General features: G+C 58.2%; 24 protein-coding genes, 1 other RNA gene and 1 riboswitch. Of the genes, 11 read left to right on the top strand and 14 right to left on the bottom strand.

Annotation, left to right across the window (positions count from 1 at the left end; translation table 11 throughout):
* Positions 1-4: 4 nt before the first annotated feature.
* From ACR0AL_RS16090 to ACR0AL_RS16110, 5 genes are all read right to left on the bottom strand, one after another.
* Positions 5-1,582 carry an ABC transporter ATP-binding protein gene (locus tag ACR0AL_RS16090; protein WP_170350986.1) on the bottom strand — a complete coding sequence of 526 codons (1,578 nt, stop codon included), beginning with the start codon at positions 1,580-1,582 and terminating at the stop codon, positions 5-7.
* Positions 1,579-2,685: an ABC transporter permease gene (locus ACR0AL_RS16095; protein WP_170350987.1), complete on the bottom strand. Its 1,107-nt coding sequence runs from the start codon at positions 2,683-2,685 to the stop codon at positions 1,579-1,581. Before ACR0AL_RS16095 ends, ACR0AL_RS16090 begins: the two co-directional genes overlap by 4 nt.
* Entirely contained in the window at positions 2,686-3,771 is a 1,086-nt protein-coding gene (locus tag ACR0AL_RS16100) for a microcin C ABC transporter permease YejB (protein ID WP_170350988.1), read from the bottom strand.
* Between the two features lie 9 nt (positions 3,772-3,780).
* On the bottom strand, positions 3,781-5,619 hold the full coding sequence (locus ACR0AL_RS16105; RefSeq protein ID WP_480663956.1) for an extracellular solute-binding protein: 1,839 nt from the start codon (positions 5,617-5,619) through the stop codon (positions 3,781-3,783).
* Between the two features lie 236 nt (positions 5,620-5,855).
* Positions 5,856-6,365: a c-type cytochrome gene (locus ACR0AL_RS16110; protein ID WP_170351131.1), complete on the bottom strand. Its 510-nt coding sequence runs from the start codon at positions 6,363-6,365 to the stop codon at positions 5,856-5,858.
* Positions 6,366-6,484: 119 nt separating this feature from the next.
* Here ACR0AL_RS16110 and ACR0AL_RS16115 point away from each other — a divergent pair, with 119 nt between their 5' ends.
* Complete coding sequence (locus ACR0AL_RS16115) at positions 6,485-7,318, top strand: prephenate dehydratase (RefSeq protein WP_170350990.1); 834 nt, start codon at positions 6,485-6,487, stop codon at positions 7,316-7,318.
* A 10-nt stretch (positions 7,319-7,328) separates the two neighbouring features.
* Here the strand turns inward: ACR0AL_RS16115 and ACR0AL_RS16120 are convergent, their stop codons facing one another.
* From ACR0AL_RS16120 to nudC, 3 genes are read right to left on the bottom strand one after another with little or no spacing between them, the layout of a single operon-like run.
* Entirely contained in the window at positions 7,329-7,796 is a 468-nt protein-coding gene (locus ACR0AL_RS16120) for an N-acetyltransferase family protein (RefSeq protein WP_480663826.1), read from the bottom strand.
* A 10-nt stretch (positions 7,797-7,806) separates the two neighbouring features.
* Positions 7,807-8,274, bottom strand: a complete 468-nt coding sequence (locus ACR0AL_RS16125) for an SRPBCC family protein (RefSeq protein ID WP_170350991.1) — start codon at positions 8,272-8,274, stop codon at positions 7,807-7,809.
* 40 nt (positions 8,275-8,314) lie between these two features.
* Positions 8,315-9,295, bottom strand: a complete 981-nt coding sequence (nudC, locus tag ACR0AL_RS16130) for an NAD(+) diphosphatase (protein ID WP_170413785.1) — start codon at positions 9,293-9,295, stop codon at positions 8,315-8,317.
* A 189-nt stretch (positions 9,296-9,484) separates the two neighbouring features.
* On the opposite strand from nudC, the gene ACR0AL_RS16135 reads away from it, so the two are divergent.
* The gene (locus ACR0AL_RS16135; RefSeq protein WP_480663828.1) at positions 9,485-11,365 is read left to right on the top strand and encodes a bifunctional 2',3'-cyclic-nucleotide 2'-phosphodiesterase/3'-nucleotidase; all 1,881 of its coding nucleotides are present in this window, start codon (positions 9,485-9,487) and stop codon (positions 11,363-11,365) included.
* A 39-nt stretch (positions 11,366-11,404) separates the two neighbouring features.
* Positions 11,405-11,503: signal recognition particle sRNA small type (gene ffs, locus ACR0AL_RS16140), an RNA gene on the top strand.
* A 32-nt stretch (positions 11,504-11,535) separates the two neighbouring features.
* Here the strand turns inward: ffs and ACR0AL_RS16145 are convergent.
* Positions 11,536-12,393, bottom strand: a complete 858-nt coding sequence (locus ACR0AL_RS16145; protein WP_480663830.1) for an alpha/beta hydrolase family protein — start codon at positions 12,391-12,393, stop codon at positions 11,536-11,538.
* 135 nt (positions 12,394-12,528) lie between these two features.
* Positions 12,529-12,749, top strand: a riboswitch (cobalamin riboswitch).
* An 83-nt stretch (positions 12,750-12,832) separates the two neighbouring features.
* Between ACR0AL_RS16145 and ACR0AL_RS16150 the strand changes: the two genes are divergently transcribed.
* Positions 12,833-13,240 (top strand): hypothetical protein, encoded by a 408-nt coding sequence (locus ACR0AL_RS16150; protein ID WP_480663832.1) that lies wholly within the window; start codon positions 12,833-12,835, stop codon positions 13,238-13,240.
* Position 13,241: 1 nt separating this feature from the next.
* On the opposite strand, the gene ACR0AL_RS16155 is transcribed toward ACR0AL_RS16150, so the two are convergent.
* Positions 13,242-13,736, bottom strand: a complete 495-nt coding sequence (locus ACR0AL_RS16155) for a protein-tyrosine phosphatase family protein (RefSeq protein WP_480663834.1) — start codon at positions 13,734-13,736, stop codon at positions 13,242-13,244.
* 133 nt (positions 13,737-13,869) lie between these two features.
* On the opposite strand from ACR0AL_RS16155, the gene ACR0AL_RS16160 reads away from it, so the two are divergent.
* The 3 genes from ACR0AL_RS16160 to recR all read left to right on the top strand — a co-directional run bounded on the left by ACR0AL_RS16160 (position 13,870) and on the right by recR (position 16,868).
* A complete protein-coding gene (locus ACR0AL_RS16160) occupies positions 13,870-15,630 on the top strand; it encodes a DNA polymerase III subunit gamma/tau (protein ID WP_480663836.1) in 1,761 nt (586 codons plus the stop codon).
* 235 nt (positions 15,631-15,865) lie between these two features.
* Positions 15,866-16,210, top strand: coding sequence for a YbaB/EbfC family nucleoid-associated protein (locus ACR0AL_RS16165; RefSeq protein WP_170350997.1), 345 nt, complete (start codon positions 15,866-15,868; stop codon positions 16,208-16,210).
* 64 nt (positions 16,211-16,274) lie between these two features.
* Positions 16,275-16,868, top strand: coding sequence for a recombination mediator RecR (gene recR, locus ACR0AL_RS16170; protein ID WP_480663838.1), 594 nt, complete (start codon positions 16,275-16,277; stop codon positions 16,866-16,868).
* Positions 16,869-16,902: 34 nt separating this feature from the next.
* Here recR and ACR0AL_RS16175 read toward each other — a convergent pair whose 3' ends face one another.
* Entirely contained in the window at positions 16,903-17,424 is a 522-nt protein-coding gene (locus tag ACR0AL_RS16175) for a hypothetical protein (RefSeq protein ID WP_480663840.1), read from the bottom strand.
* A gap of 102 nt (positions 17,425-17,526) precedes the next feature.
* Between ACR0AL_RS16175 and ACR0AL_RS16180 the strand changes: the two genes are divergently transcribed.
* Positions 17,527-18,015, top strand: a complete 489-nt coding sequence (locus ACR0AL_RS16180; protein WP_170351000.1) for a hypothetical protein — start codon at positions 17,527-17,529, stop codon at positions 18,013-18,015.
* Here ACR0AL_RS16180 and ACR0AL_RS16185 read toward each other — a convergent pair.
* The gene (locus tag ACR0AL_RS16185; protein WP_480663842.1) at positions 18,012-18,641 is read right to left on the bottom strand and encodes a ribonuclease T2 family protein; all 630 of its coding nucleotides are present in this window, start codon (positions 18,639-18,641) and stop codon (positions 18,012-18,014) included. The two genes, ACR0AL_RS16180 and ACR0AL_RS16185, sit on opposite strands and share 4 nt — an antisense overlap.
* A 130-nt stretch (positions 18,642-18,771) precedes the next feature.
* On the opposite strand from ACR0AL_RS16185, the gene ACR0AL_RS16190 reads away from it, so the two are divergent.
* Complete coding sequence (locus ACR0AL_RS16190) at positions 18,772-19,533, top strand: DUF1013 domain-containing protein (protein ID WP_480638053.1); 762 nt, start codon at positions 18,772-18,774, stop codon at positions 19,531-19,533.
* A gap of 54 nt (positions 19,534-19,587) precedes the next feature.
* Positions 19,588-19,980 carry a hypothetical protein gene (locus ACR0AL_RS16195; protein WP_170362307.1) on the top strand — a complete coding sequence of 131 codons (393 nt, stop codon included), beginning with the start codon at positions 19,588-19,590 and terminating at the stop codon, positions 19,978-19,980.
* A 38-nt stretch (positions 19,981-20,018) separates the two neighbouring features.
* Here the strand turns inward: ACR0AL_RS16195 and ACR0AL_RS16200 are convergent, their stop codons facing one another.
* Together ACR0AL_RS16200 and ACR0AL_RS16205 are read right to left on the bottom strand one after the other, a co-directional pair.
* On the bottom strand, positions 20,019-21,050 hold the full coding sequence (locus tag ACR0AL_RS16200) for a permease (protein WP_480648735.1): 1,032 nt from the start codon (positions 21,048-21,050) through the stop codon (positions 20,019-20,021).
* Positions 21,043-21,351, bottom strand: coding sequence for an ArsR/SmtB family transcription factor (locus tag ACR0AL_RS16205; protein ID WP_058283064.1), 309 nt, complete (start codon positions 21,349-21,351; stop codon positions 21,043-21,045). Before ACR0AL_RS16205 ends, ACR0AL_RS16200 begins: the two co-directional genes overlap by 8 nt.
* 136 nt (positions 21,352-21,487) lie before the next feature.
* Here ACR0AL_RS16205 and pdxR point away from each other — a divergent pair, with 136 nt between their 5' ends.
* Positions 21,488-22,948, top strand: coding sequence for a MocR-like pyridoxine biosynthesis transcription factor PdxR (gene pdxR, locus ACR0AL_RS16210; RefSeq protein WP_170398329.1), 1,461 nt, complete (start codon positions 21,488-21,490; stop codon positions 22,946-22,948).
* Positions 22,949-22,996: the final 48 nt, after the last annotated feature.

Consider the following 22,996-nt stretch of genomic DNA (forward strand, 5'->3'; position numbering starts at 1 on the left):
CACCCTACCCCGCTGCCGCAATCAGTTCACGGGTATAATCTGTCTGAGCATTTTCGAACAAATCTTCAGCCGCACCCATTTCGATGACATCTCCGTTCCGCATGACAATCACCTTGTGAGACATCGCCCGGACCACCTTCAGGTCGTGGCTGATGAACAGATAGGCCAGCCCGTATTTCCGCTGAAGATTGCGCAAAAGATCAACGATCTGCACCTGCACCGTCATGTCCAGCGCGCTGGTCGGTTCGTCCAGTACCAGTAGCTTGGGCCGCAACACCATGGCGCGTGCTATCGCGATACGCTGACGCTGTCCGCCCGAGAATTCATGCGGGTATCGGTCCATTGCCGCCGGGTCCAACCCCACTTCGGTCATCACCTCGGCCACCAATTCGCGCGGGGCACGGTGGGGGTCGACCTTATGGATCGCCAAGCCCTCGGCAATGATCTGCATGCAGGTCATCCGCGGGCTAAGGCTGCCAAACGGGTCCTGGAACACGATCTGCATGTCTTTGCGCAACCGCCGCAACTCTCGCGTGGACCAGCGGCGCACGTCCTGTTCGCGGAAAGTGATGGCGCCTTCGGACGCAATCAGGCGCATGATCGCCAGCGCCAGCGTCGTCTTACCAGACCCGCTTTCACCGACAATGCCTACCGTCTCGCCCGCGCGCACGCTAAGCGTGGCGTCGTTCACTGCCTTCACATGGCCCACGGTCCGTTTCAAAAACCCGCGCTGGATCGGGAACCAGACCTTCAGGTGATCGGTACGGGCGACCTCTTCGGCCTCGGGGGCGACGGGGTCGGGATGACCCGAGGGCTCGGCCCCCAGCAGTTTCTGCGTATAGGGGTGCTGCGGGTTGTTGAAGATCTCGGCAGTGGCGCCGGTCTCGACGATCTCACCATCCTTCATCACGCAAACCCGGTCGGCGATGCGCCGCACAATTCCCAGATCATGGGTGATGAACAGCATCCCCATATTCTCTGACTTTTGCAGCTCGGCCAACAACTCCAGAATCTGAGCCTGAATGGTCACGTCCAGGGCAGTTGTCGGTTCATCCGCGATCAGAATGTCGGGCTTGTTGGCCAGCGCCATTGCGATCATGACCCGCTGCCGCTGCCCGCCGGACAACTGGTGTGGATAGCTGTCCAACCGATCCTGCGGATCACGAATCCCCACCTTGGTCAGCAGTTCGACAATACGTGTGCGTGCCGCATCTCCGCTCAGACCCTGGTGCAGGGCCAGCGATTCTGCCATCTGCTTTTGGATTGTGTGCAGCGGGTTCAACGAGGTCATCGGCTCTTGAAAAATAAAGCTGATATCATTGCCGCGCACGTCCATCAGCTTGTCTTGCGAGGCGCCGATCATCTCATCACCGTCATAGGTGACCGAACCTTCGACGATAGCACTGTCCCCCAGCAACGACACGGTGGACAATGCCGTAACCGACTTGCCTGATCCGGATTCCCCCACAAGTGCGACGGTTTCCCCCCGGTCCACGGTGAACGAAACACCTTTGACCGCCGCGCTCACCTGCCCGTCCTGCTTGAACGAGACCTTGAGATTTTTCACATCCAAAAGGCTCATGAGAAGGTCTTTCTGGGGTCAAACGCATCGCGAACGCCTTCAAAGATGAAGACCAGCAGCGACAACATGATGGCAAAGGTGAAGAACGCAGTGAAGGCCAGCCAAGGTGCCTGCAGGTTCTGTTTCGCCTGCAAGGTCAATTCCCCCAGCGACGGCGCCGAAGACGGCAAGCCAAAGCCCAAGAAATCCAGCGAGGCCAATCCGCCAATGGTGCCAGTGACGATGAAGGGCATGAATGTCAGCGTCGCAACCATCGCGTTGGGCAGCATGTGGCGGAACATGATCGTCATGTTGCCCACGCCCAACGCCCGTGCCGCGCGGACATATTCCAGATTGCGCGCGCGCAGGAATTCGGCCCGGACAACGCCGACTAATCCGGTCCAACTGAACAGGATCATCAACGCCACCAGCAGCCAGAAACTTCGACCCAGAATGGCGAACATGATGATGATCACGTACAGCGAAGGGGTGGCCGACCAGATCTCGATGATGCGCTGAAAGACCAAATCCAACCAGCCGCCGAAAAAGCCCTGAATTGCACCGGCGAAAATGCCAATCAGGCTGGCGGCCCCTGTGACCATCAATGTGAACAGGATCGACAAGCGGAAGCCATAGATGACCCGAGCCAACACATCGCGCTTGGTGTCATCGGTTCCCAACAGGTTCTGCCCATTGGGCGGCAGCGGTGCGGCCCCCGGACGATCCACACTGGTGTTGAAGGAGTATGGAATCAGCGGCCAGATCGCCCAACCGCGTTCAAACCCCTCGGCCTGAAAGGTCCCGTCTTTGATTTCGTCAATGATCCCTTCGGGATCGTCGAAACACTCTTCAAGCCCGCCGCTGTCGATCAGACACTGCACCTCGGGATCGCGATAGATTGCTTCGGTTTGGAAATCCCCGCCGAATTCAGTTTCCGGGTAAAAATTGAAGATCGGCGTGTAAAACTCACCCCGGTATTTCACCAGGATCGGCTTGTCGTTCGCGATGAACTCGGCAAACAGCGAGATACCGAACAGTACCGAGAAGATGATCAGCGACCAAAAAGCCCGGCCATTGCGCCGGAAATTACGCCACCGGCGCTGATTGAGGGGGGAAAGCGCCATTTACCCCTCCCGCTTTTCGAAATCGATGCGCGGGTCAACCAGCACATACATCAGATCGCTGACGATACCGACGACAAGACCCATCAGGCCAAAGATGAACAGCGTGCCAAAGATTACCGGGTAGTCGCGTGCGACTGCTGCCTCGAACCCCAGACGGCCCAGACCATCGAGTGAGAAGATCGTCTCGATAATGATCGAACTTCCGAAGAAGACGCCAATGAACACCGCCGGAAAGCCTGCGATCACGATCAGCATGGCATTGCGGAACACGTGGCCATACAGCACCCGGCCCTCGCTCAAACCTTTTGCGCGAGCGGTCATGACATATTGCTTTTTGATCTCATCCAGAAACGAGTTTTTGGTCAGCAGCGTCAGCGTCGCAAAGGCGGAAATCGTCAGGGCAATGACCGGTAGTGTGATGTGCCAGAAATAATCCGCGATCTTGCCGATCAGGCTAAGGCTGTCCCAATTGTCCGAGGTCAGCCCCCGCAGCGGGAAGATTTGCCAGTAGGACCCACCGGCAAACAGCACCAGCAGCAGGATCGCAAACAGGAAGCCGGGAATGGCATAGGCCACAATGATGGTGCCACTGGTCCAGGTATCGAACTTTGAACCATCCTTGACCGCCTTGCGAATACCCAGCGGGATCGACACCAGATAGGCAATCAATGTGGACCACAGGCCCAGCGAGATTGAAACGGGCATTTTTTCCAGCACTAGATCAATCACGCTGATCGAGCGAAAATAACTCTCGCCGAAGTCCAACGTCATGTAGTTGCCCAACATGTCAAGGAACCGTTCGACCGGAGGTTTGTCGAATCCAAATTCCTTTTCCAACTCTTCGATAAATTCGGGCGGCAATCCGCGCGCGCCGATATAGCGGTCATTCACGCTGCTGGTTTGCTGCTCGATATCGCTGCCGCCGCCTGCGATGCCTTCGAACACGTCACCGCCCCCTTGCATCTGGGCGATCATCTGTTCAATCGGACCACCGGGGACAAACTGAACCAGCGTGAAATTGACGATCATGATCCCAAGCAATGTGGGGATGACCAGCAACAGGCGTCTTAGAATATATGCTCCCATGGGGGCGGATTACCTCAACGCGCCCGAGGATTTCAACTCGGCTTCTTTCTCGGCGTTGATCCACCACAGGTCTTCCACGCCCAACGCATAGGGTGGCAGGTTTTCCGGGTATTCGTACATGTCCCAATACGCGACCCAATATTTGCCCAGATACCATGTCGGAACCATGATCCGCTTAGCCCTCAGAACACGGTCCAACGCGCGGACATTGGCGAAAAGCTCCTCGCTTTCGGTGGCGGCAACGATGTTGTCGATCAATGGTTCAATATCGGGACCATGCGCACCCGACGGGTTGAATACGGAATACGAGGCCGCCTCGGTCCCGAATTGCTGATACAGACCAGTCGAAGGCTGCAGTGATTTCGGATACCCGCCGACGATCATGTCAAAATCCCGATCCCGGCGGCGCAGCGTGAACTGGGCATTGTCCACCCGGTTATACAGCGCGTCGATACCCATTGCCCGCAGGTTGTCGACAAAGGGCTGAACAATGCGGTCCAGCGTCGGCTGGTCCGACAAAAACTCGATCGACAACACTTCGCCCTTTTCGTTCCGGCGAATGCCGTCATCACCAACCAGCCAACCGGCCTCGTCCAACAGCTTCATCGCCGCGCGCAGGTTGCGACGGTCGTTCTGACGCGCCGGGCGCGATTCATGGGCGCTGACCGGTTCCTCGGTCAGAACGTCCGGGTCCAACGCATCGCCGAGGCTTTGCAGCACCTCCAATTCACGCCCTTCGGGCAGGCCAGTCGCCTCAAGGTGCGTGCCTTCCCAGAACGAACTGCGCTGTTGGAACAACCCGTATTGCAGGCTTTCGTTGGTCCATTCGAAATTATAACCAAGCTGGATGGCTTCGCGAACACGCGGATCCTGCAACTGTGGGCGATCAAGATTCATGATGAAGCCCGACGCAGATGGCACGTTTCCATTCGCCAACTCGTCCCGAATGACCCAGCCGTTCGCAATGGCCGGAAAATCATAGGCGGTCGCCCAGCTTTTAGAGTTGTTTTCCTGCCGCAACGTGAACGTGCCTGCCTTGAATCCCTCCATCGCGGCAATCGAGTCACTGAAGTACTCGATCCGGATGGTGTCATAGTTGTTGCGACCCACGTTTACGTTCACGTGATCGCCCCAATAATCGGGGTTGCGCTTGTAAATAATGCGCCGGTTGATGTCATAGCTGTCCAGAACATAGGGGGCCGATCCAACCCCCTGAACCAAACGCGGTTCATCCAGACGCCGGTTTTCCGGGTCTGCTTCGAACCAGGCTTTGGAAAACACCGGCGTTCCGCCCACCTGCGAGATCAATGCCCGGCGCGAGATATCCGGTGCGAAATAGAATTTGACCCTATGCTCATCCAGTGCCTCGGCGCGTGGGATACGTTTGCGCACCGCATCTGCATAAGATTTCAGCCCCTGATCCAGCAGCAGATTGTGGGAAAACACAACATCCTCGGCGGTCACGGGGCTGCCGTCGGAAAACCGGGCCTCGGGCCGCATGTTGAAAATAACCCAATCCTGACTTTCCGGGTATTCCAGGCTTTCGGCCAACAACCCGTAATAGGCCGCGGGCTCATCATAGGATGGAACCAGCAGGGTTTCGTATTGGTCAGCAGACCGCGCACCCGCGCGCCCTTTCCGCGTAAACGGGTTTAAGCTAGAGAACGTGCCCTGCGCCGCATAAGATAGCTCTCCCCCGCGCGGAGCGTCGGGGTTCACATAGTCGAAATGAGCAAAACCTTCGGGGTATTTCAGATCGCCGAATTCCGAGAATCCGTGGCTTTTGATTACCTTTTCTTCCGCAAAAAGTTGAGCCGATGTCAGCATGACCACAATCAACCCGAACATCAAAGCGTGCGACCAACCCTTAATATCCACCGAGCGCGCCTGTGCAGTAAGTCGATTGGATATCATTTTGCTCATCCTCTGGGTCGTTGTGTCTTTTATCTTGTTCGCGCCAGCTAAATGACCAGCACTGTCAGGTTCAAGTTTAGAATGCGTGAACACTTTGTGAAGTTTTTCTTAGGCAAAAAAAAGCCGCTGCGCGAGGCAGCGGCTTTGAAAATCATGCTTTGATCAAAGGATCAGTTGCCGATGGTCTGCAGATACGCGATCAGATCGGCGCGCTCTTGCGGTTTCTTCAGACCGGCAAAGCTCATCGAAGTACCCGAGATGTAAGCACTTGGGCGCTCGAGGAACGCATCCAGCGCTTCGGGAGTCCAATTGCCGCCATGGGCCTGCATCGAGGCTGAATAGCCGGTGAAGCCGTTGGCAGATGCAACCGGGCGATCTACGACACCGTACAAGTAGGGGCCGGTACCGTTTGCGCCGTCCTCCAGCTTGTGGCAGGCGGTGCATTTACGGAAGACACGGGCGCCTTTTTCCGGATCGGCGGCGGCCAGCATATCTTCGAAGACCACTTCTTCACCGTCGGCGCTTTCACCAGCGCTTTCGGTTTCGATAATGTAAGAGGCTGTCTCGCCATGCCCATCCGCATGGTAAAGAACTTCGGCACCCCATTTGGCCAGAAGAAGCACCAGGAAGGTGCCAAACAGGCCTGCGGCGGCCTTGGTAACTGTCATCGTGTCGAACATTGATCGCGAGTCCATTTCAGCTGTCTGCGGGGTGTCTAAGGCTTCCCCTTGCAAGAGGCAAGGTATAGACACCGCGACTAAACGCCCAATTCACCAACTTGTTGCACGGAATCGTCCAAATGAGCAATCGTATCGCATTTCAGGGAGAACCAGGCGCCTATAGCCACGAGGCCTGCCGCAATGCACGCCCCGATATGGAGGCCCTGCCCTGCCGTACTTTCGAAGATGTGATCGAATCGGTTCGGTCAGGCGAAGCTGATCTGGCGATGCTGCCGGTCGAAAACACCACCTATGGCCGGGTGGCCGATATTCACCGCCTGCTGCCCCATAGTGGGCTGCACATCATTGATGAGGCCTTCGTACGCGTGCACATCAATCTGCTAGCTGTCCCCGGGGCAACGCTTGAAGATATCACCGAGGCGCATTCGCATTTGGTTCTACTGCCGCAATGCGCAGGCTTTCTGAAAGAACATGACATTCGCGGCCGCGTCAGCCCCGACAACGCGCGCGCCGCGCGTGAGGTCTCGGAGCAAGGTGATTTGCATTCTGCGGCCCTGGCCAGTGAGCTGGCGGGCGAAATCTATGGGCTGAACGTGCTGGCCCGTCACATCGAAGATCAGGACAACAACACCACGCGGTTCCTGGTGATGTCGCGGCAGGCGGACATGTCCCGACGCGGCCCGCATGGCATGATCACCAGCTTCGTGTTTCAGGTGCGCAACATTCCGGCTGCGCTGTACAAAGCGATGGGCGGGTTTGCCACCAACGGTATCAACATGACCAAGCTGGAAAGCTATATGGTCGACGGGTCATTCACCGCGACCCAGTTTTATGCCGATATCGTCGGACACCCCGAAGACCGCAACGTGCAGCTGGCCATGGAAGAGCTGGAGCATTTCACCACCAATGTCGAAGTACTGGGCGTCTACCCCGCAGCGCATTCGCGCGGGTAAGCGCCTGGTTTCATCCAACTGTGTAGGCTTTGCACACAGCCCCTTCGTGTGATCTGTAATCGATAAACCCCATTGCGGCGTAATAGGCCAAACCTTCGGCGTTACTTGCCGCAATGGTGGCGTCGATGGCGGGAATGCCCTGCTCTTTGGCAACCTTCAGTGTCGCCTGAAACAAGGCCCGCCCCACCCCGCAACGCGCGGCCGAGGGTCGAATGTGGGTACCGATGATTCCCCAGCCGACTTGTACTCCGTAAGGATTGGCTGCGACCGCCCGTTTCATGGACTGGAACCCCAAAATTCGATTTTCGCTGAGTGCCAAGTCACATGTCAACTGATCCGGGTGCCCGACATAGTTCGTCAGTACAAAGCCCGGGTCACTCGGTCTTGTGCGTTTTCCGGCAGCAGTGATTTCATGCAACACGTCTGAAATGCCTTGGACGTCGTCCAAACCGGCCTGTCGGATGATCAGATTGTCCATTTGCCTCCTGTCAGGAACCGTGCAGATGGCGTTCTTCCATCTCGCGCGCGAACTCGCTGAGCCGCAGTTGGAATTGTCGTCGGAACCGCGACTGGCCCAGTCTCAGTGACTGCAGCAACAACCGGGCCGGCAGAGTTTTCGCCGCCAGCGCCATCTCGACACTCAAGCGGGTGCGGCGCTGCGACAAGGCCAGAAACTCGACAGTTGTTGTCCCGTTCATGCCCTTGCTTGCTGCCTGAAACCGCATCAAGGCAGGCGGGTCGCATTCAGCCATCTCAATCGCAACATGGCGGGGCTTGCCACGCAGGTTGAACTCGGTTTCCCACTGCGTACCGGGCACAACACCCATATGACCCGACATGCGCCTTACTTCGATCCCCCGGCGCATGGCCATGCGTTCGAACCGCTCAAAGTCAGCGACCATTTCGAACACCGCATTGATCGGGGCTTCGATATCTTCGCGTGCTGTAAACTGCATGATGGTTCGTGGGTCTCTTGTCTATTGGCCTAGTATTTTGTCAGTCCAGCGTATCCGCAAGCCAGTTTTGCAGCAGGAAATGCGCAATGGCCCCCTTGCGAGCTGGCAGCAGGACCGGGTGTTCCCCGGCAAAGGCCTGCATCATCTCGGGCTTGCTGACCCACATTGCATCTTCGATTTCCACCGGATCAATGGTGATCTCGCGCGACAACGCCTCACCCGCGCAACCAAACATCAGCGAGGCCGGGAATGGCCAGGGTTGGCTGGATAGATAGCTGACCGGGCCAACCGGCACGCCTGCCTCTTCCATCACCTCACGTCGAACCGCTGCCTCAAGCGTTTCTCCGGGTTCGACAAATCCAGCCAGCAGGGAATACATCCCTTCGGGCCAGCCCGGTGATCGCCCCATCAAAACCGAATCCCCATGGGTGATCAGCATAATGACCACCGGATCGGTGCGCGGAAAATGCTGCCCACCGCATTCGGCGCAACTGCGCTGCCATCCAGCTTGGGATACTTCGCTGGGTGCGCCACAACGGGCACAGAACCGATGCGTTTCGTGCCAGCCAATAACGGCCTTGGCGGCCGCAGCCAATTCCGCATCGCGGGCAGACAGTCGGGTCATGATCCGGCGCAACTCAGCAAAGACATGGCCTGTTGGCAGGTCCGGGTGCTGCTGTTCCGACGGGTCGATAAAGGCACCGACCTGCGACATGTCCAGCCCCTCGGGGGACCAGCCCGAGATATCCAGCGCAAAAACCGGATCACCGTCTGAAAGTCCCAGAAATACAGGTTCTTCAATACTACCGCCCGGGCCGTTTTGTACCAGTCCGTGGGTCATGGGAATCAACCCCAGGCGGTCCAGTGCTTCCCCCTGAACCAGCGGCTTACCACGCCACAGCAACAGGCAGGTCGCTTGCGGATGCGCGCGCACCTGCGCCAAATGGTCTGCATTCCCTCGAATATGCGCCGCGCGATCAAGGCCCGAGCTGCCAAATGTCACCAGTTCCGCGTGTTTCATAGGATTTCCCTTGGGTCGTCGGCACAGGGCTGCCACGGCTGCCCTTTTGTTGCAATGCCAATGTTGCAATGCCAATTCGCACCACCCGAAAACTTGAAGCCGTCAATTGACTAAAAGCACGCTATGCAAGTTGCATTTAGTATACTTTTTGGAGAAAATGATTAGCATATAACCGCCAGAAGTAGAAATTTGACACATCCCCTTCTCCCGTCCCGCGCGCCACTGAAGATACGGGTTCTGGCAACATCCGATCTGCATATGAATCTATGCGGCTTCGATTATTATTCGGACACCCCCGACCCCTCAATCGGCTTTACCCGCACCGCCAGCCTGATCCGCGCAGCCAGGTCCGAGGCCGAAGCGCAGGGTGCTCTGGTGGTTCTGTGCGACAACGGAGATTCACTGCAAGGCACGCCACTGGGGGAATGGGCGGTTCAATCCGAAAACGCACCACACATCCTGATGCAGGCATTTTCCGAGCTGGCTTATGACGCAATCGGGCTCGGAAATCATGATTTCGGCTTTGGACTGGAAACGCTGGGCCGTGTGATTGCAGATGCTGCGTGCCCGGTGATTTGCAGCAATGCACACCGACAAGACGCCCCCTCCTGCTGGCAAGATCATGCGATTTTGAATCGAAAAATAAAATTTTATGATCAACATGTTACGCTGAAAATTGGTGCGTTCTCAGTCCTGCCACCGCAGACAGCCAAATGGGAAGCACACTTGCTGCAAGGCAAGGTCGTCATCGAAGATATCCTGACCTGCGCCGCACAAAAAGTGACGAATCTGAAAGCGCAGGGTTGCGATTTGATCCTTGCATTGGCGCATACAGGGATAGGGTCGGCAGAACCGGAAACGGGTTTGGAAAATGCCGTCATCCCGCTGGCCGGTATCGAAGGAATTGATGCGCTGATTGCCGGGCATTCACATCTGACACTGCCCGGAAACGCACATGACGGGATTGAGCACGTCGATGCAAATCGGGGTCTGGTTCACGGAAAGCCGGTGGTCATGCCCGGTGCGTCCGGGTCATTTCTGGGGGTGATCGACCTGACATTGGACAGGGCGGGAAATGGCCATTGGACCGTTCAGGATCATCGCGTCAGTCTGCGGTCGATATGCCCAACCAAACCCGACGGCTCACCCAAGCCTATCCAGGAAGACCCTGTTTTGGCGCGCCTTTTCGCCCGGGGCCATTCGGAAACTCGGCGGCGCACGGCGCAACCCGTTGGCCAGACCGATAAGCATTTGCACAGCTATTTCAGTTTTTGCGCCCCGGACAGAGGTTTGGTTCTGACCGCCGCGGCCCAGGCAGCAGCCCTGCGGCCCTATCTGCAGGACACGTCATTTGCGGATTTTCCTGTTCTGTCCGCGACCGCGCCTTCAAAGTTCGGGGGGCGTGCCGGCCCCCGGTTTTTCACCGACGTCCCGCCCGGCCAGATATGCCTGCGCCATGTCAACGACATGTATGCGTTTCCCAATGAGCTGCAGGCGGTAGTTGTCACCGGAGAGCAGATCAGCGACTGGCTTGAGATGTCTGCAGGCGTGTTCAACCAGATTACGCCGGGACATCAGACCACATTGGTCGACATCAACAGGGCGGGGCATAATTTTGATATTATACAGGGGCTTACTTATCAATTTGATCTCTCTCAACCGGCTCGGTTCGACGCTAGCGGTCACTTGATCGACCCCGTCAACCGGCGCATTCGCAACATTCGCTTTGACGGCCAACCGATGGCGGCCGATCAACGGTTCGTCGTCGCGCTGAACAATTACCGTGCCAATGGCGGGGGTCACTTTCCCTTTGTTGATCAGGCCGAGCCCATCGCGCTGCCGAACCTGCCTGTTCAGCGCGTCTTGCAGGACTATCTGTCCGGCGCACTGCCGCAAGATCCCTTGCAGTATGCGCCCTATCCATTTGGCTTTGCCCCGATGCAGGGCGCGACTGCGCTGTTAAGAACCGGTCCGAAGGCACAAACCCACATTGCCGAGCTTGAAGAATATGACCCTCACGTCGTCGGAGAAGACGATGAGGGCTTTTTGCTGTTCCGTTTGACGCTCTGACGGGTTGTGTTTCCAGCGCCCGTTGCCTATATCAGACCCCGAGAGGTTGGCGCGGGCGAGCGCCTCGCCAACCTGGTCAGGTCCGGAAGGAAGCAGCCACAACGAGCCCCGCTTGGGTCGATGTCCAACCTCTCACTTAAACTCCCGACATTGAATTGTTGCGAACAGGCCTAGGCAATCAGCCGTGGCCAGACCGCCGCGTTGCGTCGGGCAAATGCACCGATATGGCCAACCTTGGACAGGCCGAACTCGCCCGGAGACAACAAATGGCGGTGTGCGTTGGGCCCGTACAGATCAGCCAGCCGCCAGACCGCGTTCTTTGGCACCAGATCGTCATCCTCAAAGCTGAACAGATCCACTGGTGTGTCTGACTGTGCCCAGCGGGCCTCGGGCAAGGACACGCCAATTTCGGGCAGGTAGTTGCGCGGCGCAGTACACCAGCGGCGCCACTGCCAATAGACGCTGGCAGGCAGGTTCGATCCGAATCCCAGTGCCTTGCCCGGCAGGTAACCCAGCGCTTTTACGGCCAGGGGCGCGTGTCCGTACCAAAACAGCAAAGCCAACGCCCGATAAGGCCAGGGATGGTCCGACACAGTCACCGGCCCGGCGCAGACGCAGATCATACGGTCGATCTGATCAATATCGGGTTGAATCGGCCCCAGCATACCGCCGACGGAATGGCCGATGCTCCAGTGCTGCGCGTCGGGGTATCGCCTGCGCATCTCGGCCCGAGCCGCAGGCATGTCGATCAGCGCCCAATCCGCCATCGTGGCCTGAGCTGACTTCAATGGCCTGCTCTGCGATTGACCGAAATCGCTGTAATCATAGGTCAGACAGGCCATGCCATGTTCCGCAGCCAACCAGCGTGCGAAATGCTGATAATAGTCGCGCGGCACTCCGGTGGCGCTGTGGATCACCACGGCGATCCCAGGTTCGGCCACCGGCAGGTACAGCCGAGCCGACAGTTGGGTCGAACCAGAAGGAAACTGAAAATCCTCGGTTAAAACAGCTTGTGCGGTATCCAGCATGGCGCCCTCAATCTGAACCGATTAGTTCACCACCCCAAACGGCATCTTTTGCCACCCTAAGTCAATCCTGTTTCCGCATGACCACGCGTCCACTTTGCCCCACCAAAAGGCGGCTTGACTCAGGCCACCCCTACCCGCTAGCGATTGGGTGATGGTTCTCGTCCCCGGTCCCCGGGGCGGGATGAAAAGGGAACACGGTGCGGTTCTGCCCGGAATACCGGAACGAACCAAGGCCGCGACTGCCCCCGCAACTGTAAGCGGTGAGCAATGCCGAAACACCACTGGCCGCAAGGCTGGGAAGGTCGGCAACGCAACGACCCGCAAGTCAGGAGACCTGCCATCGAACAAGAAACCGAAACTCGGGCGGGGTGTCCGGGCAGGTCGTCAGCACGCTGTCACACCTGATCCATGCCCCCGTTCCACGCGCGGAGGGCGCAATATGATCTGGAAGACAAAGACGAACCAGTATTCCGCAACCGTTTGCCAACGCACCGGAAAAACCTGTCCGGCGCTGGCACAGATGGCGCGCGCGATCGTGCAGGCGATGGACGCGGCCGTTCCTGCGACGACGTTTGATTTTGAGTTCGACGGCAGCACTGAGCTGGTCTATTGCACGCAAGGATGCAGCGCACGGTTTCGCGCGCAAAAAGACCTGATCCGGGTCTTTTGTGGAACAAGCGAGGATGCGCCCCTCGAGTCGCTGGATGCTTACGCAGATATGATGTTCGGCCCGGATGTGACCATGCGCCCCACAGGCATGCTAACCACCCCACCCTGCGCCATGCTTGAGGTCACAGCGATCCCGCCCAACCCGGTAGCACAGGCAGAACGACAGGTGGCGCTCTGATCTAGTCGCGCGTCCGCCCAAGGGCGGCCCATTCCATCTGGCCGCCGGTCTCGACGGCGCAGGACCGCACCGCCCGCAAACGGGTCAACGCTGTCTCGGGGTCTTCGCCATGCTCGACCATAAGGCGCAGCACGATCATCCCGGACCGGCCACAGCCGCCCCGGCAATGCACCAGCACCCGCCCCCCGCGGGACAGAATATCAGTCGCCGCAGGGCTGACACTGCCCCACGCCGCGTCAACCTCAGGAGGCGGCGTACCGAAATCCGCTACCGGCAGATGCACCCATTCGATATTGAGTGCGTGCAGGTCTTCGCCAAGCCCACTTGCGCCCTCTTGCAGTATTTCGACCTCGGTGGTCATCGAGATCACAAGATCCGGCTGCCAGTCGCAGATCGTTCCCAAGTCCCGCGTATACCCGCCACCGCGCCCCGGAAGGGGCGACAAGGCAACGGTGCCGTTTCCAATCTGAACTGAATGAAGTGCGAACTGGCTCACTACGGACCCTCCCTGATACTCGCTTCTAAGGCGTGCAAATTGTGCTGCAAACCGAAATTCACCCAAGCCTGCTGTGGACGCGGGCGGCAGGGGTCTCTACGCTGCATCGGAACCCGAATCCGACAGAGCAGATATGAACGACACGCCCAGCCCCGCCTATCAGGTTCTTGCCCGCAAATACCGCCCGGAAACCTTTGCCGATCTCGTCGGTCAGGACGCAATGGTGCGCACGCTGAAAAATGCGTTCGAGGCCGACCGGATCGCGCAGGCTTTCATCATGACCGGCATTCGCGGCACCGGCAAAACCACCACGGCACGGATCATCGCCAAGGGCATGAACTGCATCGGCCCCGATGGTGACGGCAAACCAACGATCGAGCCCTGCGGCCAATGCGAACATTGCGTGGCCATTATGGAAGGCCGCCACGTTGACGTGATGGAGATGGACGCCGCCAGCCGTACTGGTGTGAACGATATCCGCGAGATCATCGACAGTGTCCGCTATCGCGCCGCCAGCGCGCGCTACAAAATCTATATCATCGACGAGGTCCACATGCTGTCGACCAGCGCGTTCAACGCGCTGCTCAAGACGCTTGAAGAACCGCCCGAGCATGTGAAGTTCATCTTTGCCACCACCGAGATTCGTAAAGTGCCAGTGACGGTTCTGTCGCGCTGCCAACGGTTCGACCTGCGCCGGATAGAACCCGAGGACATGATCGGCCTGCTCGGCAAGATTGCGGCGGCGGAAAACGCTCAGATCGCGGATGACGCGCTGGCGCTGATCACCCGTGCAGCCGAGGGTTCGGCCCGGGACGCGACCTCGCTGCTGGATCAGGCGATCTCGCACGGTGCGGGTGAAACCAGCGCCGATCAGGTCCGCGCGATGCTGGGCCTGGCTGATCGCGGTCGGGTACTGGACCTGATGGACATGATCCTGCGCGGGGACGCTGCAGGCGCACTGACCGAGTTGGGCGGGCAATATGCCGAAGGAGCCGATCCGTTGGCCGTGCTACGCGATCTGGCCGAGATCACCCATTGGGTCTCTGTGGTTAAAATCACGCCAGACGCAGCCAATGATCCCACCGTATCCCCGGACGAACGCGCGCGTGGTCAACAAATGGCCGAGACCCTGCCGATGCGCGTCCTGACCCGGATGTGGCAGATGTTGCTTAAAGCGCTCGAAGAGGTCTCGGCGGCCCCGAATGCCATGATGGCAGCTGAAATGGCGGTGATCCGACTGACCCATGTGGCCGACCTGCCCAGCCCGGAAGAGTTGATCAAACGTCTGCAAGACACGCCCCCACCGCCAAATGGCGGACCCGGTGGCGGGATACCGGCGCCATCGCATGCCGCGGTTCAGACGCAAGCGCCGGTGGCATCTTCTTATGCAGCTCCCGCCCATGGTGGGGGCGGCGGCGCACCCAGCGCGGCGTTGGCGCAGGATGTGCAGGCTGCCCTGGCACGCTATCCGACCTTCGATCATGTGGTCGAACTGATCCGCGCAAACCGGGACGGCGTGCTTCTGGATGAGGTCAAGCGGTCTTTGCGGCTTGCAGCCTATCAACCCGGGCGTATCGAATTCCAACCGACCCAGCGTGCCTCGGCCCAGTTGGCGCAACGTCTGGGGACCGCCCTGCAGCGATGGACCGGTAACCGCTGGGCAGTCACTGTCGTCAACGAAGGCGGCGGCGAGACGATCTATGAAAAGGAAAACGCGGCTGAGGAAGCACTGAAGGCAGAAGCCCGCGAACACCCGCTGGTGCAGGCGGTTCTGGCCCAGTTCCCGAAGGCGCGGATCAAAAGCATCGAAACGCCAGAGCAACGCGCAGCCAAGGTCGAAACCGAAGCCCTGCCCGAGGTCGAAGACGAATGGGACCCGTTCGAGGAAGACTGAGCCACTTCAACACACACCCCCGAAATCCTCCCGCGCCCGCCACGGGCCATCGGCTGACGCCGATCGCCCTGAGCGGCCTAGGGCCCAGCAGCGCGGGCTTTGCCCGCGCTGCTGGGCCCAACGGGAGGAAAGGTCTTTCAAAGACCTTGACGACGGGCGGGAGCAACCCCACCCCCTTGTGCCACACGGGTACCGCCCGTATTTAGGCGACAAAGCGATACACAGGAGAATACCGATGCTCAAAGGACTCGGCGGTCTGGGCGACATGGCCAAGATGATGAAATCCGCGCAGGACTTGCAGGCCAAGATGACCGACATGCAGGAAGAGCTGAACAACATGATGGTCGTTGGCGAATCCGGTGCAGGACTGGTGAAGGCCACCGCCACCGCAAAAGGTGAGCTGAAAGGTCTGGACATCGACCCATCGATCTTTAACGGCGACGACAAGGAAGTGGTCGAGGACTTGATCCTGGCCGCCATCAAGGACGCACAAACCAAAGCGACTGAACGCGCACAGGCCGAAATGGCGAAGCTGACCGAAAGCATGGGCCTGCCCGCAGACATCAAGCTGCCGTTCTGATACACCCTCCCGACGGATCATCGGCCGGGCGCCCCTGCCCGGCCCATTTGCAGGAGCGCCCTCGGTGAGTTCGAACAGCGATATCGACAACCTGATTGATCTGATGGCCAAGCTGCCGGGCCTCGGCCCCCGCTCGGCCCGCCGCGCGGTGTTGCACTTGATCCGCAAGCGCGCTCTGCTGCTGAAACCACTGTCGGACGCCATGCAGCAGGTTGCCATCACCGCCCGCGAATGCCTGAACTGCGGCAACGTCGGCACCACCGATATCTGTGACATCTGCGACAGCGAGGACCGCGCGACCGGGGAGCTGTGCGTGGTCGAAGACGTGGCCGACCTGTGGGCAATGGAACGCGCAGGCGTATTCAAGGGCCGTTATCACGTTCTGGGCGGCACGTTGTCGGCACTGGACGGTGTCGGCCCGGACGAACTTCGCATTCCTCGCCTCAAGGACCGCGTGACAGCCGAAGGGATCACCGAGATCATTCTCGCCCTGAACGCCACCGTCGACGGTCAGACCACCGCCCATTATATTGCCGATCAGTTGGAAGGACAGGTCCGCCTGACCTCGCTGGCGCAAGGCGTGCCGATTGGCGGAGAGCTGGATTATCTGGATGACGGGACGATCACGGCTGCGTTGAGGGCGCGGAAAGAGCTTTGATCTTGTCAGGTGTTCCGTTTGACAAGTGCTCAAGCTAATTTCTGGTGATATTGCATTGCGCCAACCATTCATACGGCAGAACATTGACCGCGACGTTGTTCGGCAGTTGATAAAATGACATGCTCCGATAACTCCAAGCATATGGAACGCAGTCTTTTAGGGCTGCTGCATGTAAATAGAACTGAAATTCTCTTGGCGCATTTCGAAGCGTTTGAAAGAACGAATTCCTAAACTCTACGTCCGTACCGAAGGCATTGATTTCTCGGGCACGTAGAAAGCTTGTATACGACCCGACAAACACGCCTGAAAGGCTCATAGCCATGACAATAAACACCGGCAGGGTCACTTGGGACTTGAAACCAAGCTTACTTAAGAACGCACCAACAAAAAAACCAAAAAAACCGCCGAGAAACACAAAAGCCAACCAAAATGGGGCACCCAATCGACCGTTCCAAATCGTAATAAATGCTATTGGCTGAAAAACACCTCCGAACAGGAATAGAGAAGTCATAGAGTATGCGAAAACGCTGAATAGCGCGGTGAGCAACAGCTTCATCGGCTCCAAGTCACTGTAATTTCTTACAAAGAAGTTATACCTTTGTAATTCAATAAAAAATTAATAACGTCAATAGAACCCTATTAGTTTGAGAGTTGTTTGATGACCCGCCTTCTCGCCCTCACAATCGCCGCCTTCACCGCAACTGCAGCTTGGTCGCAGGAACTCATCGACAAAGGCTTTGTCGAAGGCTGGAACATCATGATGGACCCCGCGCTGGGCAATGGGTGTCTGATCCAGACGATCTATCAAGACCTCTCGGTGGTGCGTATCGGCTATGACGCGTTGGACAATCGCGGGTATTTCGCCGTCTACAACAAGGCCTGGGGCGATATTGAGCAGGGTAAGAGTTACCCAATCCGCTTCGAACTCGATGGTAAAAGCTTTGATGCCACTGCCATCGGCTTCAATCAGCGTGACGTGCCGGGCGCGACAGTGTTCTTCACCGACCGCAGTTTCGTTAACGCCATCGCGCAGAACAAAACCATGACCGTCTATAACCCGGCAGGCGAAGTGGTGATGGCAATTGATCTCAAGGGCACCGCCAAAGCGCTGGACTATGCCCGTGACTGCCAGAACCGGAAGCTCTAACGAATCGGATCGAACAGCGCGTCTTTGGCTGTGCAATCGCGGATAACGTCGCGACCACAAGGCACCGGATTAAGGTCGCGCGACAGGCACAGACGGACCTCTTCAATATAGCCCTGCTTGCAGGTGATTGTGATCATGTCCCGCTCTAAACCGGGATTGGCCTTCAAAAACGCCTCTTCGACCACCGAGGCGGGTAACTTGACCGATGTCTCCAATTGACGGAACACTTGCGGACGCACGACTCCGTCATAAGCCTGCCGAGACAGCGCGAAATAGTCCGGCGCGGACAGCCCCGAACAGGTTCCGTGCTTTTTCCACTGGTGCCACGCCAAACCCGAAGAGCCCTGAATATCCGTCATTTCGCGTGTCATGCGGCGCGTTGGCGGTGCCTCAGCCGTGCGACAGAACGCTGGCCAACCCTGGTGATATTGCGGCCACAACCCATGCAATATCCAACCGTGATCATGGCGCGCATCGCATTGGTCTGATCCACGCGCATCGCCTTCGCGGGCGCACCAGTTGGGCGACCAGCTCAGCGACAGAACGTAGTAGTCGAACTCGCCAGCCTTCTCTCCGTCTGCCAGTGCGGCGACCGCGCTCAAGACCCACAAAATCACCCAGCGCATTCGCCTCTTCCCTTCTTGCCTTGCCGCGACTATATAGGCCCCAAGTTCCCCGACAACGGAAACCTGCCCCAAAGCCACGGGGCCGCCGAATTCCGGCGACGGGATAGATGTATTTATAGGAGACGGGCTGATGGCAAAACCGCTTATGGCCAAGGCAACAGCCGTATGGCTGGTGGACAACACCACGATCAGCTTCAAGCAGATCGCGGATTTCGTGGGCATGCACGAGTTGGAAGTGCAAGGCATCGCCGATGGCGACGTAGCCGCGGGCGTGAAAGGGTTCGACCCCATCGCAAACAACCAGCTGACCCAGGATGAGATCGACTCGGCGCAGGGTAATCCGCTGCATAAGCTGAAGCTCAAGTTCAACCCCGCTGCCAGCGGTGAAGAAAAACGTCGTGGTCCGCGCTATACCCCGCTGTCCAAACGGCAGGACCGTCCGAACTCGATCCTGTGGCTGGTAAAGTTCCACCCCGAGCTTAGCGACGGTCAGATCGCCAAGCTGGTCGGCACCACCAAGCCGACCATACAATCGATCCGCGAGCGCACCCACTGGAACATTTCGAACATGCAACCGATCGACCCGGTTGCGCTGGGCTTGTGCAAGCAATCCGAGCTGGACGCCATCGTTCAGAAAGCCGCGGCCAAGAAGGCAGCCGAAGGTGGCGTCATGAGCGATGACGAACGCCGCAAGCTGGTTTCGACCGAACAATCGCTGGAAATGGACGCAGCACCCAAGATCCCAACCGCCATCGAAGGTCTGGAAACCTTCTCGCTGTCAGACGAGCCTGTGGAAGAGAAAGAAGAAGAGCCGGTCATCGACGCCGACAGCTTCTTCAACCTGCCCAAAGGCGGGGCCGAGGATGAAGACGAAGACGATCTGCGCCCCTAAGGCACAGATGGCCCCAGTCCGAACAGGCAGGGGCTTTTTTCCCGCAGGGATTCCATGCTGACCATCCTGTCCAAAATCTTTGGCCCGCACCGCGCCGTATCAATCTATGCTTTTTTGAAGACATGGGGTTTGTTGGCGGTTGCAATCGTCGGCACCATCTCAATTGCTACCGCATTGCTGGTTTTCAATGACAACGGCGCGCACGAACATGACTCGTACCTGACCGTTTCGGTTCTGTCGGCAACCCCCGTGAACGGTGACTTGAAGAACGGTGTCATAGCCTCGATTCAATTGCCGGATGGGTCGGCCACCTCCATCAACGAACCCAAAGAGCATGTCGCACGAACAGTAGGCACCACAGCCTGTGTCGAAAAACGTGTCTACGTAAACAGCGGAGAGGCACGGTACAGGTTCAAATTGCCGAGCCTGTGCGAGGCCAACCAATAAGCAAAACCGCCCGGAGGTATCTCCGGGCGGTTTTTCCTTTAGATCATCTGAAACAGAATACCAGCAATGATCGCCCCGGTAATCCCAAGACCCAGATAGGTGGCAAAGACCCGTGGTTTGACCAGTGACCACACCGCTGCCATCGCCGGGATCGAGCTGACCGCACCCGCGATCATGAACGACATCGCGGCCCCCGCACTCATCCCCTGTTCTGTCAGCCCCGCTAGCAGTGGCGGCGCGACGTAGGAATTCAGATAGGCAGGCATCCCGACCAACGCCGCGATCACGATGGGTACGACACCTTCGCCCCCCACCACGCGGGCGATCAGATCGGCCGGAACATAGCTGACCAACAGCGCCTCTAACACATAAGCCAGGGCCAGCCATTTCAGCAGGAACAGCCCGTTGTGAACGAATTCCGACTGGAACCGCTGACGACGCTCAGCTTCCTGCCAGAATCGCCAGACCGGTTTGTCATCCTGTTTTGGGCCACCACAAGCGCTGCAACCGGCCGGTTTGTAGTCGCGCAGCGGTTGGGCAAAGGCGCCCGAGCGCTTCAGGCCGCGCACAACGAAACCGCCGAACAGACCCAGCGCCACCGCAGCAATCGCCTTGCCTATCGCAAAGGGCCATCCTAACGCACCGGCGGTGATCAATAGGGTTGGCGGGTCAATCAACGGAGAGCTGAGCCAGAACGCCATCACCGCAGACAGGGGCGCACCCAGCGCCAGCAATCCGGCAATGAACGGGATGACCTCACAGGAACAGAACGGCGCCAATCCACCAAACACCGCAGCAAGGAAGATCATCCGCGTCTCGCGCCCTTCAAAGGCGCGCGCGACCATCACCTCGGCCCCGGTCGCCTTGAGGTAGGACAGCAACAAAACGGCAAACAGGATATACTGGCCGGTATGGATCAGCGCCTTACCAGCAAAAGTCACGACTTCAACCCAATTACCAGGGTCCAGAACAGCCACGGCGGCCAGGATTGCAACGATCAATGCCCAAGGGGTTTTGATCAGATCAAGCGCTTTCACGGGCACTTTGGGATTTTGCGTCAGTTCAGCCATCGTTCGCGGCCTTTCCCACTTCGTCCGCGCAGCATTCGGCAAGGATGAACTGCGCCAGATTTCTCAACTCGTCATAGCAGGCACGGTTGATCGTGCTGCGCCCGACTTTCTCTTGTTCCACGACACCGCCAGCGGCCAAAAACCGAAGGTGATGCGCCAAGGTTGACGGTGCTATTCCCGTCCGCTCTTGAATTTCACCAACCGTCAGGCCCGCCTGCCCGGCGCGGACCAAAGTTCTCAGAACCTTCAACCGGGCCTCGGACCCCATGGCCGAAAATCCTGCTGCAGCAGTTTCCCACATATTCGATTCTCCATTAAACTAGATTTCTAGTTATTTAGGTTAATTGAAACCCACCGTCAACCACGGCAACGCGGGAATTTTTGGAAAAGTCATAAGTCCAGATTGCTCATCTTTTAGGTCCACCCTATAAGACCTCATGGCAATATCGGTCGACACATTCTTTCTTGAGCTGAACGGGCAAGGTACGCTGCAGGCGCAGATCCAGCAGATGATTGCCGAAGGCATACTGTCCGGCAGGTTTCATGTCGGGGAAAAGCTGCCCTCATCACGCAAACTGGCCGCCCATCTGGGTGTCAGCCGGATTACGGTGACGCTGGCCTATACCGAACTGCTGGCCAATGATTATCTGACGGCAAAGGGGCGTTCGGGCTATTTCGTCTCGCAAAACGCACCGGTGCCGCCGAAATACACACCCCTTCAGCGCGGTGCCGAAACCGTGGATTGGGATGCTGCGCTGGCCCGCCGATTCTCGGGCGGGGACATGCTGTCGAAACCACGGGACTGGCGCAGCTATCGCTATCCATTCATTTACGGGCAAGCGGATCGCAATCTTTTTGACCACGCCAACTGGCGCCTGTGTGCCGTACGCGCCCTTGGGCACAAGGATTTCGAATCCCTCACCACCGATTACGTGGATCAGGATGATCCGTTGCTGGTCGAATTCATTGCCCGTCACACCCTGCCCCGCCGCGGCATCGCCGCCCGCCCCGAAGAGATTCTGATCACCATGGGCGCGCAGAACGCACTGTGGCTGGCCTCACGAATTTTGCTGACCCACAATCGCACCGCGGTGATCGAAGACCCATGCTATTACTCTCTGCGCAGCCTGCTAGAGCATTGGGATTGCGACGTGACTCCGATACCCGTCGACCGCGACGGGCTGCCCCCTGAGACATTGCCTGACACCGCCGACGTTATCTTTACGACGCCCAGTCACCAAAGCCCAACCACTGCAACTATGCCCGTTGAACGCAGGCACAAATTGCTGGAACGCGCGCACGACCTGGACGCAATGGTGGTCGAAGACGATTATGAGTTCGAAATGGCCTTTCTGGGCGCGCCCTCTCCGGCGTTGAAGTCAATGGACCGCGATGGCCGCGTGATCTATGTCGGCAGCTTTTCAAAATCGCTATTTCCGGGATTGCGCCTGGGATACATGGTCGGCTCGGAACCTTTCATCCGCGAGGCGCGGGCGCTGCGTTCGTTGGTGTTGCGCCACCCGCCGGGGCACATCCAGCGCACCGCCGCCTATTTCCTGTCATTGGGCCATTACGACGCGCAGATCAGGCGCATGTCCAAGGCTTTGGCGCGCAGGCGTGAGGCCTTGGACCAAGCGATCGACAAACACGGGCTGACAGTGGCCGGGCGTGGCATCATGGGCGGATCATCCCTGTGGATGTCTGCCCCTGAACACGTCGACACAACGCAACTGGCCCACACGCTGCAGGGCCAGAGCGTTCATATCGAACCCGGCGCGCCGTTCTTTTCGGGGCCGGATCAGCCGAAGAATTTCTACCGTATCGGCTATTCCTCGATCCGGCAGGACCGTATCGAACCGGGTGTGAAATTGATCGCAGAGGCCATACGCGGCTGTTAGCGCCATACTGGACATATTCCGCAAATCCATCTGGCCCTAACGCAGCCC

This window comes from Ruegeria sp. BB1, assembly GCF_056539465.1.

Excerpts from the sequence above, each read along its gene's own strand:
- ACR0AL_RS16160 (WP_480663836.1), top strand. The coding sequence starts at position 13,870 with ATGAACGACACGCCCAGCCCCGCCTATCAGGTTCTTGCCCGCAAATAC.
- ACR0AL_RS16205 (WP_058283064.1), bottom strand. The coding sequence starts at position 21,351 with ATGTGGGAAACTGCTGCAGCAGGATTTTCGGCCATGGGGTCCGAGGCC.
- ACR0AL_RS16100 (WP_170350988.1), bottom strand. The coding sequence starts at position 3,771 with ATGGGAGCATATATTCTAAGACGCCTGTTGCTGGTCATCCCCACATTG.
- ACR0AL_RS16125 (WP_170350991.1), bottom strand. The coding sequence starts at position 8,274 with ATGCAGTTTACAGCACGCGAAGATATCGAAGCCCCGATCAATGCGGTG.
- ACR0AL_RS16190 (WP_480638053.1), top strand. The coding sequence starts at position 18,772 with ATGGCAAAACCGCTTATGGCCAAGGCAACAGCCGTATGGCTGGTGGAC.
- ACR0AL_RS16120 (WP_480663826.1), bottom strand. The coding sequence starts at position 7,796 with ATGGACAATCTGATCATCCGACAGGCCGGTTTGGACGACGTCCAAGGC.
- ACR0AL_RS16105 (WP_480663956.1), bottom strand. The coding sequence starts at position 5,619 with ATGTTCGGGTTGATTGTGGTCATGCTGACATCGGCTCAACTTTTTGCG.
- ACR0AL_RS16110 (WP_170351131.1), bottom strand. The coding sequence starts at position 6,365 with ATGTTCGACACGATGACAGTTACCAAGGCCGCCGCAGGCCTGTTTGGC.
- nudC (WP_170413785.1), bottom strand. The coding sequence starts at position 9,295 with ATGAAACACGCGGAACTGGTGACATTTGGCAGCTCGGGCCTTGATCGC.
- ACR0AL_RS16185 (WP_480663842.1), bottom strand. The coding sequence starts at position 18,641 with ATGCGCTGGGTGATTTTGTGGGTCTTGAGCGCGGTCGCCGCACTGGCA.
- ACR0AL_RS16115 (WP_170350990.1), top strand. The coding sequence starts at position 6,485 with ATGAGCAATCGTATCGCATTTCAGGGAGAACCAGGCGCCTATAGCCAC.
- ACR0AL_RS16095 (WP_170350987.1), bottom strand. The coding sequence starts at position 2,685 with ATGGCGCTTTCCCCCCTCAATCAGCGCCGGTGGCGTAATTTCCGGCGC.
- ACR0AL_RS16150 (WP_480663832.1), top strand. The coding sequence starts at position 12,833 with ATGATCTGGAAGACAAAGACGAACCAGTATTCCGCAACCGTTTGCCAA.
- pdxR (WP_170398329.1), top strand. The coding sequence starts at position 21,488 with ATGGCAATATCGGTCGACACATTCTTTCTTGAGCTGAACGGGCAAGGT.
- ACR0AL_RS16180 (WP_170351000.1), top strand. The coding sequence starts at position 17,527 with ATGACCCGCCTTCTCGCCCTCACAATCGCCGCCTTCACCGCAACTGCA.
- ACR0AL_RS16145 (WP_480663830.1), bottom strand. The coding sequence starts at position 12,393 with ATGCTGGATACCGCACAAGCTGTTTTAACCGAGGATTTTCAGTTTCCT.
- ACR0AL_RS16090 (WP_170350986.1), bottom strand. The coding sequence starts at position 1,582 with ATGAGCCTTTTGGATGTGAAAAATCTCAAGGTCTCGTTCAAGCAGGAC.
- ACR0AL_RS16200 (WP_480648735.1), bottom strand. The coding sequence starts at position 21,050 with ATGGCTGAACTGACGCAAAATCCCAAAGTGCCCGTGAAAGCGCTTGAT.
- ACR0AL_RS16165 (WP_170350997.1), top strand. The coding sequence starts at position 15,866 with ATGCTCAAAGGACTCGGCGGTCTGGGCGACATGGCCAAGATGATGAAA.
- ACR0AL_RS16175 (WP_480663840.1), bottom strand. The coding sequence starts at position 17,424 with ATGAAGCTGTTGCTCACCGCGCTATTCAGCGTTTTCGCATACTCTATG.
- ACR0AL_RS16195 (WP_170362307.1), top strand. The coding sequence starts at position 19,588 with ATGCTGACCATCCTGTCCAAAATCTTTGGCCCGCACCGCGCCGTATCA.